17 protein-coding genes are annotated in these 17,527 nt (G+C 54.9%); 12 read left to right on the top strand and 5 right to left on the bottom strand.

What is annotated here, in order from left to right; all coding sequences use genetic code 11:
* The first annotated feature begins 161 nt into the window (after positions 1 to 161).
* The gene (locus VFO10_RS11360) at positions 162 to 2,315 is read left to right on the top strand and encodes an ATP-binding protein (RefSeq protein WP_325140117.1); all 2,154 of its coding nucleotides are present in this window, start codon (positions 162 to 164) and stop codon (positions 2,313 to 2,315) included.
* Between the two features lie 13 nt (positions 2,316 to 2,328).
* On the opposite strand, the gene VFO10_RS11355 is transcribed toward VFO10_RS11360, so the two are convergent.
* On the bottom strand, positions 2,329 to 3,003 hold the full coding sequence (locus VFO10_RS11355; RefSeq protein ID WP_325140115.1) for a response regulator transcription factor: 675 nt from the start codon (positions 3,001 to 3,003) through the stop codon (positions 2,329 to 2,331).
* 72 nt (positions 3,004 to 3,075) lie between these two features.
* Here VFO10_RS11355 and VFO10_RS11350 point away from each other — a divergent pair, with 72 nt between their 5' ends.
* The 7 genes from VFO10_RS11350 (at position 3,076) to VFO10_RS11320 (ending at position 10,489) form a co-directional block, all read left to right on the top strand.
* A complete protein-coding gene (locus tag VFO10_RS11350; RefSeq protein WP_325140114.1) occupies positions 3,076 to 3,825 on the top strand; it encodes a hypothetical protein in 750 nt (249 codons plus the stop codon).
* A 40-nt stretch (positions 3,826 to 3,865) separates the two neighbouring features.
* A complete protein-coding gene (locus VFO10_RS11345; protein WP_325140112.1) occupies positions 3,866 to 5,017 on the top strand; it encodes a hypothetical protein in 1,152 nt (383 codons plus the stop codon).
* A 177-nt stretch (positions 5,018 to 5,194) separates the two neighbouring features.
* Entirely contained in the window at positions 5,195 to 6,457 is a 1,263-nt protein-coding gene (locus tag VFO10_RS11340) for an adenylate/guanylate cyclase domain-containing protein (RefSeq protein ID WP_325140110.1), read from the top strand.
* 66 nt (positions 6,458 to 6,523) lie between these two features.
* Positions 6,524 to 7,390, top strand: coding sequence for a DUF6279 family lipoprotein (locus VFO10_RS11335; protein ID WP_325140108.1), 867 nt, complete (start codon positions 6,524 to 6,526; stop codon positions 7,388 to 7,390).
* A gap of 36 nt (positions 7,391 to 7,426) precedes the next feature.
* Entirely contained in the window at positions 7,427 to 8,224 is a 798-nt protein-coding gene (locus tag VFO10_RS11330; RefSeq protein WP_325140106.1) for a hypothetical protein, read from the top strand.
* Between the two features lie 91 nt (positions 8,225 to 8,315).
* Positions 8,316 to 9,650, top strand: a complete 1,335-nt coding sequence (locus VFO10_RS11325; RefSeq protein ID WP_325140105.1) for an FAD-dependent oxidoreductase — start codon at positions 8,316 to 8,318, stop codon at positions 9,648 to 9,650.
* Positions 9,647 to 10,489 (top strand): SAM-dependent methyltransferase, encoded by an 843-nt coding sequence (locus VFO10_RS11320; RefSeq protein WP_325140103.1) that lies wholly within the window; start codon positions 9,647 to 9,649, stop codon positions 10,487 to 10,489. The genes VFO10_RS11325 and VFO10_RS11320 overlap by 4 nt, the downstream gene beginning before the upstream one ends.
* A 28-nt stretch (positions 10,490 to 10,517) precedes the next feature.
* Here the strand turns inward: VFO10_RS11320 and VFO10_RS11315 are convergent, their stop codons facing one another.
* A complete protein-coding gene (locus tag VFO10_RS11315; RefSeq protein WP_325140101.1) occupies positions 10,518 to 10,697 on the bottom strand; it encodes a hypothetical protein in 180 nt (59 codons plus the stop codon).
* 141 nt (positions 10,698 to 10,838) lie between these two features.
* On the opposite strand from VFO10_RS11315, the gene pyk reads away from it, so the two are divergent.
* A complete protein-coding gene (pyk, locus tag VFO10_RS11310) occupies positions 10,839 to 12,275 on the top strand; it encodes a pyruvate kinase (protein WP_325140099.1) in 1,437 nt (478 codons plus the stop codon).
* Positions 12,276 to 12,277: 2 nt separating this feature from the next.
* On the opposite strand, the gene VFO10_RS11305 is transcribed toward pyk, so the two are convergent.
* The 3 genes from VFO10_RS11305 to VFO10_RS11295 all read right to left on the bottom strand — a co-directional run bounded on the left by VFO10_RS11305 (position 12,278) and on the right by VFO10_RS11295 (position 14,539).
* The gene (locus VFO10_RS11305) at positions 12,278 to 12,700 is read right to left on the bottom strand and encodes a hypothetical protein (RefSeq protein ID WP_325140097.1); all 423 of its coding nucleotides are present in this window, start codon (positions 12,698 to 12,700) and stop codon (positions 12,278 to 12,280) included.
* A 146-nt stretch (positions 12,701 to 12,846) separates the two neighbouring features.
* Positions 12,847 to 13,473, bottom strand: coding sequence for an isochorismate family cysteine hydrolase YcaC (gene ycaC, locus VFO10_RS11300; protein WP_325140095.1), 627 nt, complete (start codon positions 13,471 to 13,473; stop codon positions 12,847 to 12,849).
* A gap of 124 nt (positions 13,474 to 13,597) precedes the next feature.
* The gene (locus VFO10_RS11295; RefSeq protein WP_325140093.1) at positions 13,598 to 14,539 is read right to left on the bottom strand and encodes an NAD(P)/FAD-dependent oxidoreductase; all 942 of its coding nucleotides are present in this window, start codon (positions 14,537 to 14,539) and stop codon (positions 13,598 to 13,600) included.
* A gap of 183 nt (positions 14,540 to 14,722) precedes the next feature.
* On the opposite strand from VFO10_RS11295, the gene VFO10_RS11290 reads away from it, so the two are divergent.
* From VFO10_RS11290 to VFO10_RS11285, 3 genes are all read left to right on the top strand, one after another.
* Positions 14,723 to 15,346 (top strand): hypothetical protein, encoded by a 624-nt coding sequence (locus tag VFO10_RS11290; protein WP_325140091.1) that lies wholly within the window; start codon positions 14,723 to 14,725, stop codon positions 15,344 to 15,346.
* 3 nt (positions 15,347 to 15,349) lie between these two features.
* The gene (locus VFO10_RS31415) at positions 15,350 to 15,640 is read left to right on the top strand and encodes a 3'-5' exonuclease (RefSeq protein ID WP_414697024.1); all 291 of its coding nucleotides are present in this window, start codon (positions 15,350 to 15,352) and stop codon (positions 15,638 to 15,640) included.
* Positions 15,641 to 15,922: 282 nt separating this feature from the next.
* Positions 15,923 to 17,446, top strand: coding sequence for a Fic family protein (locus tag VFO10_RS11285; protein ID WP_325140089.1), 1,524 nt, complete (start codon positions 15,923 to 15,925; stop codon positions 17,444 to 17,446).
* Positions 17,447 to 17,527 lie beyond the last annotated feature (81 nt).

Here is a 17,527-nt window from a genome sequence, read left to right as displayed (position 1 = left end):
AAGTTAAAACATTTTCGATGTGCGGAGAAGTGCACTGGGTATGATTGCTCAGGCGTTTGTCTTCCCGCGTGCGGCTTCACCTGGACTCTTAGCGATTGCCGTTCCCTACAGAAGCAGTAATAATCACCCGCACATAGCTTCAATCATGCCAAGGGTTCATCATGGAAGTTCGATGCTTGCGTTCGCCTTTCTCCCGATTCGCCTTCATGCTTTTCGTCAACATGATCCTGCTCATGGCTGCGATCATGTTCGCAAGGCAAGAGACCAGACCCGCGGTGCAGATTCAAGCCGGTGACATCCTTCAGGCTGGTGAACGAACATTGGCCGTCGAGCCTCTTGATCTGATCGGCGAGCCCGGGGAAATCAGTCGCGATGCTGATTTGCGGCGTTTTTTCGCAAGGCAGGATATCCTCCACGAACTTCTGAAGGATCCAAAGATCGCTCTTATCCGGGATGGATCGTCTCAGCCTCTTCCTTTGGCTGAGACTACCCTTGCGTCATCGCCTCTTTTATTTTGGATTCAGCTGCTCGTAGGCGGGGGCGCTTTTACCATTTCCGCCTGGATATGGTCTCTTCGGCCTCGGGACAAGGCTGCGAGCCTATTTCTTTTGAGCGGTGGCGCCACGCTGCTCTTTACGTTTTCAGCAGCGATTTATACGACGCGGGGCCTGGCTTTGCCGGGAGCTGCGTTTCGAGCCCTTGTCGCTTTGAATGAAGGAGGGGCATCGATCTTCGGTCTTTCCATGCTGGCTCTTTTCATGATCCATCCCTTTCGATTCCATCGTGGGCATCTCATTTTTAAAGGCGTTCTGGTCTTCTTTGGACTCTGGACGCTCGGAATCATCAGCGATTTCCTGCCGGCCTGGGCCGGTGTGAACCTCTTGACGCTGGTCGAGATGCTCGGCATCTGCAGTATGCTCGTGGCCCAGTATTTTGCAACGAAAGGCAAGCCAGCGGAACGAGCGTCGCTCGCATGGCTGGGGCTTTCGATCATGATGGGCGCGGGCTTTTTCATCGCCTTCAATGCCGTTCCCCTCGTACTGGGTTGGAATGCAGCGGTGGAACAAGGCTATGCGTTTCTCGCCTTTCTCTTCATTTATCTGGGTCTTGCTGCGGGAATCAGTCGATTCAGGCTTTTTGAGGTGGGGCGCTGGGCCTATCGCTTCCTTTTCCATGTAGCCGGTGCCTGTCTTCTTCTGGCACTCGACGCACTCTTGGTTTTTGCTTTGGATTGGGAGCGCTTGCCCGCTCTCGGATTTTCGTTTTTTCTGCTGGGTCTCTTTTATCTGCCGCTTCGTGACTTCATCGGTGCCCGACTGCGGCCCGGGTCCAGCCTCAAGGCTCATCAGCTCATGGAAGCCCTTTTGCCTGTTGCTTTTGCACCATCTGCCAACGTCCAAAGGGATAATTGGCAGAAACTTTTGCGCAGAATTTATGATCCCCTGGAGATTGCGATCCAGGATCCTCCTGTGTCCGAGGTCCAGGTCGATGCTCTGGGCCTCACGCTTCTCCTTCCCGCTATCGGCGACATGCCTTCTTTGAAACTGGGTTATCCCTCGTCGGGGCGAACGCTATTCTCGCCGGACGCCCTGCAGCTGGCGCGACAGATCGTGAATCTGATGGCCCAGGCGGAAATCAGTCGCAAAGCTTATGATCGGGGCGTGTTCGAGGAGCGGCAACGCATGGCCCAGGACCTGCACGATGATGTGGGGGCGCGGCTGCTCACCGCCCTTCATCAATGCGATGACAACGCACGGCCGACCCTGCAGGCGGTGATGGCCGATATCAAGGAGCTTGTGGGGGAAATGAATGGTGATGGCATGTCGCTCGGAGAAGTCCTGGCTGATCTTCGCTATGAAACATCCCGAAGGCTTTCCGCTTCGGGCATGGCCCTGGAATGGGCCCCCTCGTTCGATGACAGCATCTTCGATAAGGTCCTGTCTTACCGGGAGCACAAAGCCCTTCGATCCGCCTTCCGCGAGATCATCAGCAATTCCATTCGGCACGCCAAAGCCAGTTGCGTTCAGATCAAGCTCAAAACCATGACTCCCTTCGTCGAACTCTGCATCGAAGACGATGGCCAAGGCATACCGCCGTCGATCCTTGAAGGCAAAACCCGCGGATACGGGCTGGCCATACTTCAAAAACGCATTGCCGAACTCGGGGGCCGCGTTCAGCTCGCATCATCCTCTCAGGGCACGTCCGTTCAGTTGATCATTCCCTGCGAAAATTCCCGCATCCCCCCCGAAACCGGGGGTGACTTGCTTCCTGCAAACAGTAAACTTAAGCCAACAGGGTATTCCGAACGCGCATGACAAGCGTAAGGGGTCATACAAGGCCGAGGCGCAGCGCTTCCCGCACCGCCTCGGCTCGATTCGAGACATGAAGCTTCTGATGGATGATCTTCACGTAGCCCGACACAGTCTGCGGGCTGAGCGCCAGGTGCTTTGCCACTTCGGCAACTGTGAAGCCGCGCACGAGGAGAGTCAGAGTCTGCTTTTCCCGGGCGGTGAGATGGACGGATGGATTCGCCAGCAAGCGGGGCGATTGGAAATGCGCCAGGAGCCGGCGGGCTATCGAAGGGGAAATCGGCGGCTCCCGCCGTTGCAGGCGCCGCAGCGTATCCACCATGAGGTCCTGGCATTCATCTTTCAGGATATAACCAAAGGCACCAGCTGCGATGGCTTCAAAGAGACAAGAGTCCTCTCGAAAAATCGTCACCACCACATTCAGAACCTCGGGCCATCTGGCGGAAAGCTCGCGGATGAGTTCCACGCCGGAACCGTCGGGGAGTCCAAGATCGATGAGGGCGAACTGCAGCGATGAGGAGATCCTGGTCGCGTCCAGCCACATTCGAGTTTCCCGCAGACTCATGAATCTGATGACCTTGATTCCCGGAAAGGCAAGCTCCACAGCCTGCTGAAGGAAAGCGCCGAACTGTGGTTGATCCTCAACCAAAAGACAGAGGGAACCATGCCAGCAGAAAGTTTTGGATTCCGACATCACATCTCCACGACATTGGACTAGTCATGCAGCGACTATAGTTCTTTTTCTTCTTTCCATAAAGGAGGTTCTATGAATTGGAAGGCCTGGGCCCTTTTCACAAGTTTCAGCTGTTTGCCTCAGTCGCTTTGGGCCGAGGAGCAGACGACGGAATCCACTGTCGATGAAGCGAGCCCGCAACCGGAAGCTCAAAAGACCGCTGTGAATGAAGTCGCGTCGCATGCGGGAAATCAAGGGCTTTTGGGGGACTTCCGTATAGGCCCGAGCGTGGCCCTGGGTTTGCCTCATCCTTTGACCGGCGCCTTGGATGTGGTCTATGCGGACCTCGTGGGCCTTTCCTTATCAGCGGGGCGCAGCGGCACCGAGCTGGATAAGACCGAACTGGAGATTCGTAACTGGGACCTGACGCTGCGATGGTTTCCCTTCCGGGGCTCCTTCTTTGTCGGCGCCGCCTATGGACAGCAGGGTATTGTTGGGAAAAGAACCGTGGATCTTGAGGTGGATGCATCGGGCGTTCCCCTGACAGTTCCGACCAGCTTGCGGCTTGAAATCGAATCCACGTATCTGACCCCGCAGCTCGGCTGGTTTGCCCGCTGGGATTCAGGCTTCCTGCTTGGATTCGACCTTGGGCTGCAGATGCCTTCGGGAGCGAAATCAAAACTGCAAACAGCCTTCGCCAATGTTTCAGCTGCCAGTGAAGCAGCCGTCGTCACCTCCGAGGACTACATCAAAAACAAAAAGGATGTCGAAGATGCCGCCGAGTTGATAGGAAAACAGACCCTTCCTTATATTACGTTCCTGCGTATGGGCTGGCTCTTTTGAATGCGGTGTCTCGGGATTCATTGAAGAAGGAGGAAATCTTATGAAAGTTCGGAATCTTTTGACATTGATCATGACCACGGCCCTTTCCCTGGCTTGTGAAAGTGCGATCGAGGACGTGACGAGTCAGCGGCCCACAAGCAACGTCGCCTTCACAGAAGCGGATGGAGTGGTGACAGCCACTATCAGTTCGGCCAGCGGATCTGATCAGATCCTCGTGGCTTCCGCCGTTTCCAAAGCTGCCGATGCCCAGGTCACATTCCCACCTGGAGCCCTTGCCATAGATGCGGAAATCTCCATAGGCGAGGCCACCGATCAGAGTGCGGCCATCCTGAATGAACTGAGCAGCAACAGTCTCGTGCAGGCTGGATCGCCGGTTTATATAGGGCCGACTGCCGCTGGCTCCACGGTCGAAATCGGACAAGCCCTTACGATTCAGCTGCCCATACCCTTGGAAACCATCGGGGCATCGAACCTTGTCATGGCAACGAGCAAGCTCGTCCTGATCTACACGATTTATGATAGGGGCTGGAAGTCGGGACTGATACCACTGACCAAGGAGAATTTGGTCGGGGCTTTTCTCAAGGTTTCACTCAGCGGCCTCGGCTACTTTCAGGTCGCCTATCTTGCCAGTGAAGGAACTTTGAAGGAAGTTGCGTCCGCGGTCAGGCCGGCTCTCGGCAAGAGCGGAAGCAGCAGCACGGGGGGCGGCGGTGGCAGCGCGATGGCCGATTACAAAGGATTCTATGCGGGGGCCGTCACGGAGCTTGCCAATCTTGAAGCCAACGGCGCGGCTGGCAATGGGAAATACTGTGCGATCAACAGCAGCAACTTCAAAATGTGGCTCAGTCCATACTCCATCCTCCTTTACAAGGTCAGCACGCCAGCGCCCGGGAGCGTATCGTCCGATTTTGATGGCGATCTGGCCAGTTTCGAGGATATTTCGAATGAAGAACCTTCGTCCTTCACTCGGACCTACAAGGCAGGTTCTGTTATCATCTCGACCCAGGATACGGGCCTCAGGAATACGGGCGTCAAGTACATGGTCGCGGATCTCAATGCCTCAAGCGCATTCAGCATCACAGTCACGGGTGGTTTTTCCGGAACGGCTGCCCGAAAATATAACGGCTCCCTTTCGGCCTTCATCGGGCAAAAGAAGGTTTGTGAGTATACCCTCGATCTCACGAGGCAGTGAGGCGGAAGCTTAAGTCCAGTTATCAACGCGTTCACGAGCCGCAGCCAGACTGCGGTTCCCTCCCCATCAGCCCTTCAGCCCTTGATCCCACCGCATCCGCGCCCCTTCCCACTTTTCACCCAGGACGGGATGAAAACAGCATGCTAAACTCATAGCCAAAACTCAAAGGAAGATGACATGAGCCAAAGCTTGCCTGAGGATACTCGCGGGCGTCGAGCCGCCTGGATGCGTTGGCAAACCCCAGAGGACAGAAGTCCGAACAATCGCGCCTATCTTATTTGCAAGATAGCCTATCTCTTCGGTGCCACGGTTCATGGGGCCTGGATTATTCTCTTCTTCATGCTCGACATCTCCATCCTCGGCTGGTTCAACGTCGGGAGCACCTTGTTATTTCTTTTTCTGCTCTGGCTCAACGAGCGGGGGCATGTTCTGCTTACGTCGACGCTCGCTCTTTGTGAAGTCGTGGCGCATCAGGCCTGTGCTGTTATTTTTATCGGCTGGGATGCCGGTTTTCAGTACTATCTCGGCCTCTCGCTGATGCTGCCCTTTCTGATTCAGCCCACCCACCTGCATCTGAAGATCGTTTTCGCCTGCCTCGCGGCCTTCACCTTCATCTATCTCGACATGAACTGGCGCAAGGTGGAACCCATTTATCAGCTTTCCCCGCTGATTTTAACGAGGCTCGGGATCATCAATACCTCGCTCACCGCTCTGAATATCGTCACGTGGACTCATATCTTCAATCGCAATGCGGAACGGGCCAAAGTCCTGGCCATGACCGAGCGTCGCAAGGCCGAGCGCCTGCTCTGCAACATCCTTCCCGCCTCGGTCGTGGAGCGGCTCAAAAACAATCAGGAAGTCATAGCCGATCATGTGGATGAAGCTACCATCCTCTTTGCTGATCTCGTCGATTTCACGCGGGTCGCCTCGGAATTCGCGCCGCGGGATCTGATCGAACTGCTCAATGAACTTTTTTCCCGCTTTGATGATCTGATCGAATCCTTCGGGCTGGAAAAAATCAAAACCATAGGCGACGCTTACATGGTGGCGTCAGGTGTCCCGGACCCCAGGACCGATCATGCGGAGGTCATGGCCCGTCTGGCTCTGGCCATGCTCGATGAACTGCGGACCTATAATCAGGAGCGCGGCTTCCAGTTGGACATTCGCATCGGTCTTCACTCCGGCCCGGTGGTCGGAGGCGTGATCGGCAAGAAACGTTTGATCTATGATCTTTGGGGGGACACGGTTAACATAGCCGCTCGATTCCAGGCCCAGGCCACGATCAATGGGATTCATATCAGCGAGGCCACGCGGCGGTATCTCGGCTCTGAATTCCTGGTTGCAGAGCGGGGCGTGTTCGCGGTTAAAGGCAAAGGTGACATGCAGTCCTATAGCCTTGAGGGCAGGACAGCTGTGCAGGCTTCGGACCAGACAGCTTGATGGTGAAAGACTTTCCGCGGCATGCTAAGGTCTGCGAAGCGTATCGTTCCGAGCGAAGGAGTCAGGATGTCCAAGGGAAAACTACTGCGCTGGGTTCTGATGGCATTGGCTTGCCTCACTCTTTTGTCCGCATGCTCGCTGCGAAAGGTCATCATCAGCCAGCTCGATTGGTTTTTGATGCGAAAGATGGATCATTATTTCGATCTCACCGACCAGCAGTACGAACAGTTCAGCAAAAAGGGCAAGACCCATCTGAACTGGTTTGGTGAGACCCAGATTCCCGGGCTCATTCTGGAGATCGAACGCATACGCGCGACGCAGGCTCCCCTTGATCCGGCTTATATGAAAAACCTTTTGGATGAACGCTCCCGCTCCCTCTGGAATGCCATGGCCGATCGAATGGCCGCCGATGCGGCTGAATTATTCCGTCAGCTGACGCCGCAGCAGTTTGATCATTTTGAAAAGGCGCTGGAAGAGGACTCCGAGGACTACGTGGAAATCGTCCAGCTGCCTCCGGGAAAATTCAAGAAGGCTTATCGTGATCTTCAGGACGAGATCATGGATAAAATGGAAAATTGGGTCGGTCCACTGACGGATGAGCAGAAAGCCAGGATCGTCGCCATCACCGCGATGAGCCAGGAGGATTATGCCCGCGAGGTCAGCATCCTGGTCGAGATCAAAAAGGAATTCCTGCGCCAGGTCAAAGAGAAAGTAAAAGAGGGCGGCGTCGAAGCCTTTTTGAAAAGTTGGGCGCGCCAGCCGAATATAAGGGGTGAACGCTATGCCATGTATCAAGACTGGCAGGTGACGCGGCAGCTTAACCTATGGATTGAAATGGAAAAAATGGTGACCGAAAAGCAGCGGAAGCATCGCGAAGAGAAACTGGCCCAACTCATCAGCGATCTTAAAATCATCCAATCCACAGTATTTTAAACGATGGATATGACTCTGCTCCTTTGGGACGGTCTCATGGCGACCCTTGCCGTGGCGCTGGTCTGCACCCTCGCAAGTTTCGCCCGGCCTATTCTTTTGGGAATCGTCATCATCCTCTCGCTCGTCGCGGCGGTGCACTATGCGATGAAACCCTCGCCTGATGCGATCGACACCATGGGTTTCATCAAACTCATGTTCCTTATGCCTTTGGGTCTTGGTTCCCTGCTCACCTTCGTCTCCCTGTCACAGGCAAGGCAAGCGAAAAGTCTGCGCGGGTTCACGCTTTACATCAACCTCGCGGTCACGTCGAATATCTTCATCATGATCTTCAGCCCGGACGGCGGCACCCTGCGCGGAAGGGTCAGCCGCGTGCTATGCATCGTGCTCCTGGTCTGGCTCCTGCAGGAAATGGCCAAGGTAAAATTCCAGACGACGCAATTCGATTCCGGTTTTTTCATCTTTCGCTCATCGCCTCTGAAGTGGGTCCTTGCGCATGCGTGCTATCGCCTGGCGCTTCTTTCCCTGCCAGCCTTCGACAGTCTTTCCTATCTTCTGCTCGAACCCTTGAGCTTAGGTTCCATGGTGGCCCTCTATCACCTTCACAAAAAACGCCATCCTCTTCCTTATTATTTCGGTTTTGCCGATACGCTGGTCGTCACGACCCTTGCTGTTCTGTCCCGCTATCCGCTTCCCCCAGGCTTCAACCCCAGTGGCCTGCATATCCCAAGCCCATCCGAGACACAGCTTGATATCCTCTTCCTTCCCATTCAAATCGCAGTCATCGGCTTTGCTGTCCTGGCCATGCGTTCCAATACGCGTATGAAGTCCCGATAACGTCCCCCTTGCACAAAGACCTTGGAGATTCTCCCGGGACTATGCGAAACTTCCGACAGGAAAAGCAGGTGCTGGAAAGCGGGGAGGGCCCATGCAGCAAAGGATAGGCGTCATCGGAGGTGGAATGGCGGGGCTGGCGGCGGCCTGGATCTGTCGCCGCGCTGGTCATGAAGTCACTATTTTTGAAAGCCAGGCGCGGCGCGGTATGGACGCGCACACCCTGGATGTTGCGCATGCGGCAGGATCAGGCTGGGTCGACGTGCCTCTGCGCGTCATGAGCCCTCATGCCTGGGGCAATGTGCTGGCGCTGAGCGAAAGTGTGGGTGTCGCGACTTTCAACGTAGATACGTTCGTCAGCTGCAGTTGGCTTGATCAGGACACCTGGCTTCGCACCAGCCGTCTTGGAATCGGCAAGACCGGCCTGCCCTTTGTGGGCTCATGGCGTTATCTCGGACCGAGCACCTGGAAAATCATTCTCGGTCTTCGTCAACTCAGCGCCTGCACGCGCGAACTGGTTGAATCGGGCGATCAAACGGAAACATTGGGCTCGGTCGCAAGGCGCTATCGCTTCGATCCCTTGTTTTTCCGTGGCCTCGTTCTGCCTTTGCTCGCGACCATCTGCACCTGTCGGGAACAATATCTTTTGGAATGGCCGGCGCGCGATTTGCTTCTGCTCCTGCACAAGATTCTGCACGGCCTGCCTCTTCTTCGTTTCAAGGGCGGCACGCGCATGCTTGCCGATGCGCTCAGTCGCGATCTGAACTTCTGCAGCGGCAGCCCCGTAGCGAAATTGGAGCCCGATGCAGCGGGCGTCGTCGTGGAAAACCTTGCGGGGCAGGGCGGGCGTTTCGATCGCGTGATCCTTGCGACCCAGGCGAATCAAACAGCTTTTTTAAATCGTGAGCTGTTCGCGCGCGAACTGGATGTGCTCGGACGTTTTGAATTTGATTCGGGGGAACTCGTCGTTCATCGCGATCCGCGTTTCATGCCTAAACGCAGGAGCGATTGGACGGCTTTGAATTACCTGATGGGCCGGGATCTCAAGGAATCCATGTTCACCGTGTGGGTGAATCCGGTCGAACCTTCCCTCGCTCAGGCTGAGCCGATTTTTCAAACATGGAATCCCATACTCCCGCTCGCGCCGGGCACGATCATGAGCCGCCTCCCCTTGCAAAGAGCGGTCACGACTGCGCGCAATCGCGAAGCCTGGAAGGATTTGCAACGTTTGCATGCCGAAGCTGATCGCCGGGTCTTCTTCTGCGGCTCCTGGGCAGCTGCAGGCGTGCCTTTGCTGGAATCCGCGGTGCGGTCGGCCATGGCCGTCACGCAGCAGCTTGGTATGGAAACACCCTGGCTGCAAAAACCCAAGGCGGAGGAGGCCGGCTATCGCACCATGGCCCAGTATATTCTGGGTGCCACACCGTGAATCGCCAGGAACGGAAGATCCAGGAGCAACTCGCGATCCCGACGAATTTGCTCGATGCAGGACTTTCGAGGCGCCCCTGGTCGAATCTGGGCGACTGGTCCAGGACGCTTGATTACAGTGCGGCCTGCCATGCTTTGGCCTGCCGCGTAGGTCGCGCTGCCGAACTCGGGCCTTCCGACACTCTGCTTGAACTGGCCTGTGGTTACGGCGCGAGCCTTGACGTTTGGTCCGAGGTCTTTGGCGTTCGGGTGGTCGATGTCATCGAACGGCAGACGCGGGCTCTGGCTTCACTGGACAGTGATCGCCCCGAAGCCTTGCGTGATCTGTGGCAGGCCGATCTGAATTCGATTCTGTCGCAAAAGATGCCTTGGCCAAAGGACACGTCATACGATGCGATAGTGGTCGTGGATGCGGCCTATCACTTTACTGGCTTGCGCGCTTTTCTTGAAGGAAGCAGCGGAAGACTGCGATCCGGCGGCCGCCTCGCTTTCACCACGCTTGTCATGGGGTCAAACTGGGCCCAGGCAAAATCCTGGCAAAAAAGCCTTGTTTTCAAGCTTGCCGCAGGCGCCCTTATTCCCGCCGCGAGTCTGGTGGCCGAAGAGGAACTGCCAGACTTATTCGGCGCCGCGGGATTTCATGCACTCGAATGCGAGAATCTCGATCGCGAGGTGCTCGAAGGATTCACTCGTTTTGTCGGGCGACGACGCGGGGAATTGAAGGGGCGGGAGCGATGTTCAGCCGGCTGGTGGAAAGTCGAAGCGACAGCGGCCGCAGCCCGCCAACTCTTGCGCACAGGCCTTCTGCATTATGTCCTGCTGAAGGCGGTCAAGAGTTGAGCGTCGCAAAAAGGGATGGGTCGTGCGTTCAACGGGCTTTGCCGCGCACCAGCATCTTCAGCGTTTGAATAGCCAGAAAGCCGAGCCCCACTATGCCGGCCATACGCGCTATGTTCTCGTAATCCAGACTTCGGAAGAATCCAGCTTTCCGGGGCCAGCTTTGGATCGCAGACCTTGGCAGGAGAAGGTCTTGTGCGGGGTAACCCATAAATGATCTCCTTTGCAAAATGATGCTGGTGAACGTGAGCCGAGTCGCGGGGAAAAATGCTATCATCCGTTCGGCCGAGGTGCCAAGCGGTCCCCCAAAGGCGACTTGCAATTAATGTTCCCCTTCCTGCGGAGTATTCCTATGCGTCATACAAAAATTCTCGCAACCCTTGGTCCAGCGACGGAAACCGAAGCCCAGGTGCAAAATCTTCTCGCCGCGGGTGTGAATGCCTTTCGCCTTAATTTTTCGCATGGCGATCATGATTGGCATAAATCCATGTACGGACGCATTCGCGAGGCTGCACAAAAAGCCGGACGTTCGGTGGCCATCCTGCAGGATCTTCAGGGTCCTAAAATTCGTCTGGGACTGATACGCGGCAATCACATGGAACTCGTGACGGGAGCCTCGACGATCCTGACCACCAGCCCGATCGAAGGGACCGCGGAACGCTTTGCGACCTCCTACACCGAACTGCACCTCGACGTTAAGCCTGGGAATAAAATTCTGATCGACGAAGGCCGCATTCGTTTGACCGTCACGAGGGTCGCAGGAACAGAGATCCATTGTCTGGTCGATCGCGGCGGCGCTGTATCCTCGCGCAAAGGTCTCTTTCTTCCCGGAGTCAAGACCCGTATCCCATCCCTGACGGAAAAGGATCGCGAGGACGCTGTCCTGGGCCTCGCGCTTGGGGTGGATTACATCGCGCTGTCCTTTGTAAGGCAGGCCGAAGATGTCACAATACTCCGCAACTGGCTTTTGGAAAAAGGCGGCCATGTTCCGATCGTCTCCAAAATCGAAACCGTGGAAGCTCTGGATAATCTGGACGACATTGTGAAGGTTTCAGACGGCGTCATGGTCGCTCGGGGTGATCTGGGTGTGGAGGCGAGCCTGGAATGGATTCCCTTCTATCAGAAAAAGATCATCAAGCTCGCCAATCAATACGGAAAGCCCGTGATCACAGCGACGGAGATGCTGGAGTCGATGATCATGAATGTCGCGCCCACAAGGGCCGAGGTCACCGATATCGCCAACAGCATCCTCGACGGCACCGACGTGATGATGCTTTCCGGTGAAACGGCCGCAGGAAATTTCCCGGTCCATGCTGTCGAGAGCATGGCAGCGGTTGCAGAGACCACCGAGCAGAACCTCTTTCCTTTCGAACGCGGCTGTCTACCGCTGGCGGATCAGATTGCAAAGCCGCAGGCCTCGGCCATGGCTCGTCTTGTCGCGCATGCCTCTCACGAATTCAATCCCAAGGCCATCGTCGTCTTCACCCGCACAGGATATACAGCAGGATTGATCGCAGCAGAGAGGCCACGCTCTTCCATTTATGCGTTCACGCCGGATCATGCTACCTATCAGCGTCTATCTTTGCTCTGGGGTGTGATTCCGCGGGTCCTGGAACGTAATCAGGGGACATCGCGCATGGTGCGGGATATGACGGCAATGCTCCTGAACGAGGGAACTTTGCAGCTGGACGACCTGATCCTTTTTCTGATCGGATCAAGCCGTGATAAAACTCAGAATCACTCCATACGCATGGCTCAGGCGGAAACGATCATGCAGGAAGTGGAGTGACGCTAATCCAGCTGCCGGGCTTTCAGCTTCTGCAGATACGCGATCAAGGGCTCCAACTCGGGCTGGGGAGGATGACAGGCATATCCCAGAGCCACGTGATCCAGCGTCTCGATCCAGGCGTCCAGGTGCGGTTGGTAATCGGGTGAATCTTTATCAAGGACCTCGGGCGCCAGCATCATGGGCGGCCCACTCGGGCAGTCGGGACCAAAGGATCCTGTCGTCAGAAAGCGATCGTCGCGAAGGTCCAGAACCTCGTAGGCCACGCAGGTCCCGTAGTAGGTGGTGGTCTTCCATTCCACACCATAGGGGCCGAGGGCCGTGGGACCAATGCGAAGCTCGCTCTGCGGGGCATGATGGGAGCATTCATCAAAATGAATAGGCTGGTCCATGGTCAGGGCAGCAGCCAGCGAAATGAGTGCGAACATAAGGACCTCCTGATTTAGGCCTTCCAGAGAAATCCTACGCCTCTCCGTTGCGAGATGCCAGCCTCATACTGCGAACCGTTTCAAAAGTCCTCGCGAGGCGACATCCCTGTCTGCGTTTTCCAACAGCAGACAGGGCCTTGATGGGTCTAGGAACGGGGTTTCATGGATGCATAGCTGGTCATCAGATTGCGATAGTCAGGAATGTGATTGGAAAAGAGCGCGCCGAGCCCTTCGACATCATTGCGCCAGTCCCGATGCAATTCACAGGCGATTCCAAACCATGTCATGAGTTGAGCGCCTGCAGCGGTCATGCGCTCCCAGGCCGAGTGTCGCGTCAGTTCATTGAAAGTTCCTGAAGCATCCGTCACGACAAAGACATCAAAGCCTTCCTCAAGAGCCGAAAGCGCCGGGAACGCCACGCAGACTTCGGTGACGACGCCGGCAAGAATCAGCTGGCGCCGGCCGCTGGCCTTCACGGCATTCACAAAATCCGCATTATCCCAGGCGTTGATCTGTCCCGGACGCGGAATGAAAGGGGACTCAGGAAATTTTTGCTTCAGCTCGGGGACCAGGGGACCGTTGGGCCCGTCTTCAAAGCTGGTGGTCAGTATCGTGGGCAGCTTGAAATACTGAGCAAGATCCGCAAGGGCCAGGACATTGTTTTTAAACCTGTCGGGTTCAATATCGCGGACAAGGGACAGAAGACCTGCCTGATGATCCACGAGAAGCACGGCCGCGTTGTTGCGATCCAAACGAACATAAGGTCGATTCATGGTACGACACTCCCAAGGTTCAAAGACCTTCGACGATGGGTTTAATCTCCTGGGGACTTTAAAGCCGGAGCCATGAAATGATAAGACTCGATAATATGTACGAAACATTTTAAAAACGAAATGATCACAGGGCATCCGCCGCGGCCCATCCGCTTTGGGCTGCAAGCTCGACCTGGGAACCGAGGCAGAAATCACCGGCCAGATATAATCCTGGTGCCGACGCGAAGGTGACAAAACTCCGTCCGAGTGGTTTTTTCACCCGCGCATAGCGCCAACGATGGGCCTGGGCTTCCGCGTTTTCCAGCTTCCATCCGAGCGAGCGCAGAGCGGTCATCATGCGATCCATCACCCATGAAGGGTCGGCTTCGAGATGCGTCGCGGAAAAGCCCTGGCTTGCATGCAGAACCCAAAGTCCCGCGGCATGGGGCAGACCCTTGCGGCCCTGATCGTAAAGACTGGCGATGTCAGGATGTGGATTCTTTTGATAGACCGCGCCCAGGCTTTGCGAAGGGGAAGGCAGCTTTATGATAAGCGTCCACTGCGGCTCATACTCCACAAGGCGGGCGAGGTCCTGGATTTCCAGGCCCAGCTGCGGCTGCGTCGTCTTAAAAAAATCCGCAGTTTGCCAAAGCGGGCTTGTGATCAGGATCTTGTGCGCGGTCCAGATCTTCCCTTCTTTGCTGCGTGCAATCCAGATTTCATCCTTCCGTTCGACCGTTTCGATGCTTTGCTGCAGCTCTACTGGCAAATCCTGAGCCATCGCTTTCGGCAGAGCGCTCATGCCCGCCGGGCAGGTCCAGGCTCCAGGGTCCAGTTCGTGAGGTGCGTCTTGCAAAGAAAGGCCCGGGTATATGTCGTTCCAAAGTTTCTGCGTTTCACCTTGCAAGCGAAAACACGCGGCCCCATGATCCGCTCGGGCGTCACCCCATCGGCGCGTGGCCACACGTCCACCCACGCCGCGGCCTTTGTCGACCAGGGCCAGGGACTCGGAACGATGGGTCAGTAGGCGCGCGGCTGTTAAACCAGCCATCCCTGCGCCGATGATGAGAGTATCCAGGTGATTCATGAGGGGGTGCTCCGGGCTAAGATTTTTTCACCAGACCCTATCTGCGGCAGGTGGCGGGTTCGAGTCAACCCTTCTTCGCGCGCCCTCACCGCGGAGCGTCCCATCGGAAGGTGATTCGCTAAACTGCAACCGCAACATTTGCCGCACACGAAGGAAATGATGGAAGGAGTGTTTCGGGAAATTGTGGATATCATTGCGGTCCAGCAATTGAAATCGGTTGGTGACTATGTTCGGGCTCCGAGAAAGGGTGCTCTTATCCAACTGTCGATGGAACAAAAAGAGGATCTTTGGAATATCTATGAATGCGCCTGGCAGCTGGCGCTGGCGCAGAAGAAAATTCCTTTTGAATTGGTTGCTCATTATGCCATGGACCTGAAATTGCGTAAGCACGATGACGAAGCCATTGTCGTCGATGAGGTGCAGGATCTGAGAGCCGTGGATTTGGCATTCCTTGCCGAGCAGGCTTCGGGCGAAAATCAATTGACCCTGTTGGAAGATGGTAAGCAAAGAATCTACGGCCCCGGGTATTCTTTGAAAGCACTCGGGATCAATGTTGCCGGCAAGAGGAGCATTAAGCTCTATGTGAATTATCGGACGACCGAAGAAATCAGCAAAGTCGCCCATGATACTCTCATCGATTGCGGATTGCAGGCGATTGATTTGCCGAAATCTTTGAGGCACGGTCCGTCTCCGGAGATGAGGAAATTTTCGTCAAAATCGAAGAGAATGGATTGGCTGGTTGAAGTAACTTTGGAGCTGCACAAGAAAGGTCGCCATCGTCTGGCTGTGATCGCTAGATTTAGATGAACTCTGGAAGAAGCTGAATCCCGATTTCGAGATGCGGGAATTGATGTTCGGTTTATTGAGCGGGACAATCCCCTTGCTGATGAGGGGGCGGTCAGTCTTTTAACTATGCACAATAGCAAGGGTTTGGAATTCGAATCTGTGTTTATTCTTGAGGATAACGAGCAGAAGACTCCAGTTCCCGACTGGATTCGATCGAATAAGAAGGCATTGATAGAATATGAAAGGAAGAACAAGCACTTGCAGTACGTGGCTCAGTCGCGAGCCCGTGACCAGCTCTTTATCTTAGTGGTCTAGTATGCGCAGGGAGCCATGCGACTCACCAAGTATGTTGGAAAATTTAATTCACATTCGACATGTATTTGGAAAATGTTATCTGATATTCTTCCCCCCTGCACTTCATTCTGGAAAATTTGTCCGCGCATTTCCCGTACAATACCGTTTTTATTGGATATTTGAGTCTGGGTTCATCTGCGGTGGGTATTTGGAAAATTTTATTCAATATTGCCTTGATTTTGGATAATTTTATCCGATATTCTCCTGGAACCATCTTCTTTTTGGAAAAAGGAGCCAGGCACCATGCTGCACAAGACACTCAGAGATAAATTGAAGGGAGACATTCTCCTTACTGGTGGCGAGGGTCCCGAAGCAGCTGCCATTAACCGCCTCCTGGCTCCCGCCCTCAAAGACGGGAGCCTGAAAAAACTCTGCCCCACTGTCTACACGACTTCGAAGGCTCGCCCTGAGGAGGTCCTGCTACAGAACCTTTACCGTATACTCGGACACCTCTATCCCGGAGCCGTCATAAGCCACAGGAGCGCAATAGAAACGGGTCCTCGAGAAGGTCATATTGTACTCAGCTACAGCTACACCAAAAAAGTGAGACTTCCTGGTCTAATCGTGCACCTGGTCGAAGCTCCCGAGGGGCAACTGCACGGGGATATGCCTATCGGCCAGGGACTCTTCATCGCCTCACCAGAACGAGCCTGGCTGGAAAACCTGCGGCCGACCAAGGCCCATGGCTTTAGCCGGATCTTACCCCAGGAAACGCTAGAGGAGGAGATCGACGCCAGGATAAGACGGTCCGGCATCGAAGCCCTAAAAGAGCGCCTTCCAATCATGGAACAAATCGCTGACAAGCTCGGGCTTGAGAATTCACTTCAGCGCTTTATCGCGATCGTGGAAGCTCTCTCAGGGGAGAGTCCTGCAAAGGGTGTGCTTAAAAGCGATCTCGCCAAAAAAAGGGCCGAGGGCCATCCTTACGATCCCGGGCGTCTCAAGCTTTTCGAGACGCTTTTCAGCAGTCTTAGAGTAAATGCGGGAGGCATCCAACGGCACGAGTTGCCAAAAGAAATAACAAGTGAAGGCGTGACGAACCTTTGTTTTTTCGATGCCTATTTTTCAAACTATATCGAAGGAACAAAATTTGAGATCTCCGAAGCGCTCGAAATCGTGCGCTACGGTAAAATCCCGCCGCACAGGCCCGATGGGCACGATGTCAAGGCCACTTTTGAACTACTCAGGACAAACGTTGAGCAGAAGCCTGCAGCCTTTGATAGATACGACGATTTTCAGAAAGAATTGAAAAGTACCCATAAACATCTCATGGCATCGCACTCTGGGCTTTATCCTGGCGAATTCAAACAAAAGCTAAACTTCGCGGGATCAACGGCTTTCGTAGAGCCGGGGCTTGTGCAAGGAACTTTGCGAGTAGCATTTGATCTATATCGCGCCCTGCCCGAAGGGTTTTCACGAGCAGCCTTCCTCAAGTTCTTAATAGCCGAGGTTCACCCTTTCACCGATGGAAACGGTCGACTCAGTCGAATTTTTATGAACCGTGAGCTGCTTGCAGTTGGGGAGTTGCCCATTATCATTACAACCGTCTATCGCGGAAATTACCTTGATGCCATGAGAAAGCTGACAAGAGCTGGTGAGCCAGCGGCTTACATTAAAATGCTGGCCAGAGCCCAAAATCTGACGGCTGCGCTCGACTTTGGAGACTATAATTCCCTGCTTTCGCATCTGCGAGCCATCCACGCTTTCTCCGAAGATACCGCTGATCCAGGTGCTATATTCGCTGGAATTATCGAGAGAAGTGTTTAAACGCCCACTAAGTCGGCACCCCAAACTCTGAGTTGTCAAACGTCGGCTTCAGGACGTCCTTAATCAGCGACCTGGTGCATT

It is taken from the genome of Oligoflexus sp., assembly GCF_035712445.1.
GTDB lineage: Bacteria > Bdellovibrionota_B > Oligoflexia > Oligoflexales > Oligoflexaceae > Oligoflexus.
The sequence above is the reverse complement of the archived record's forward strand: the minus strand, read 5'-3'. Positions and strand labels throughout refer to the sequence as shown.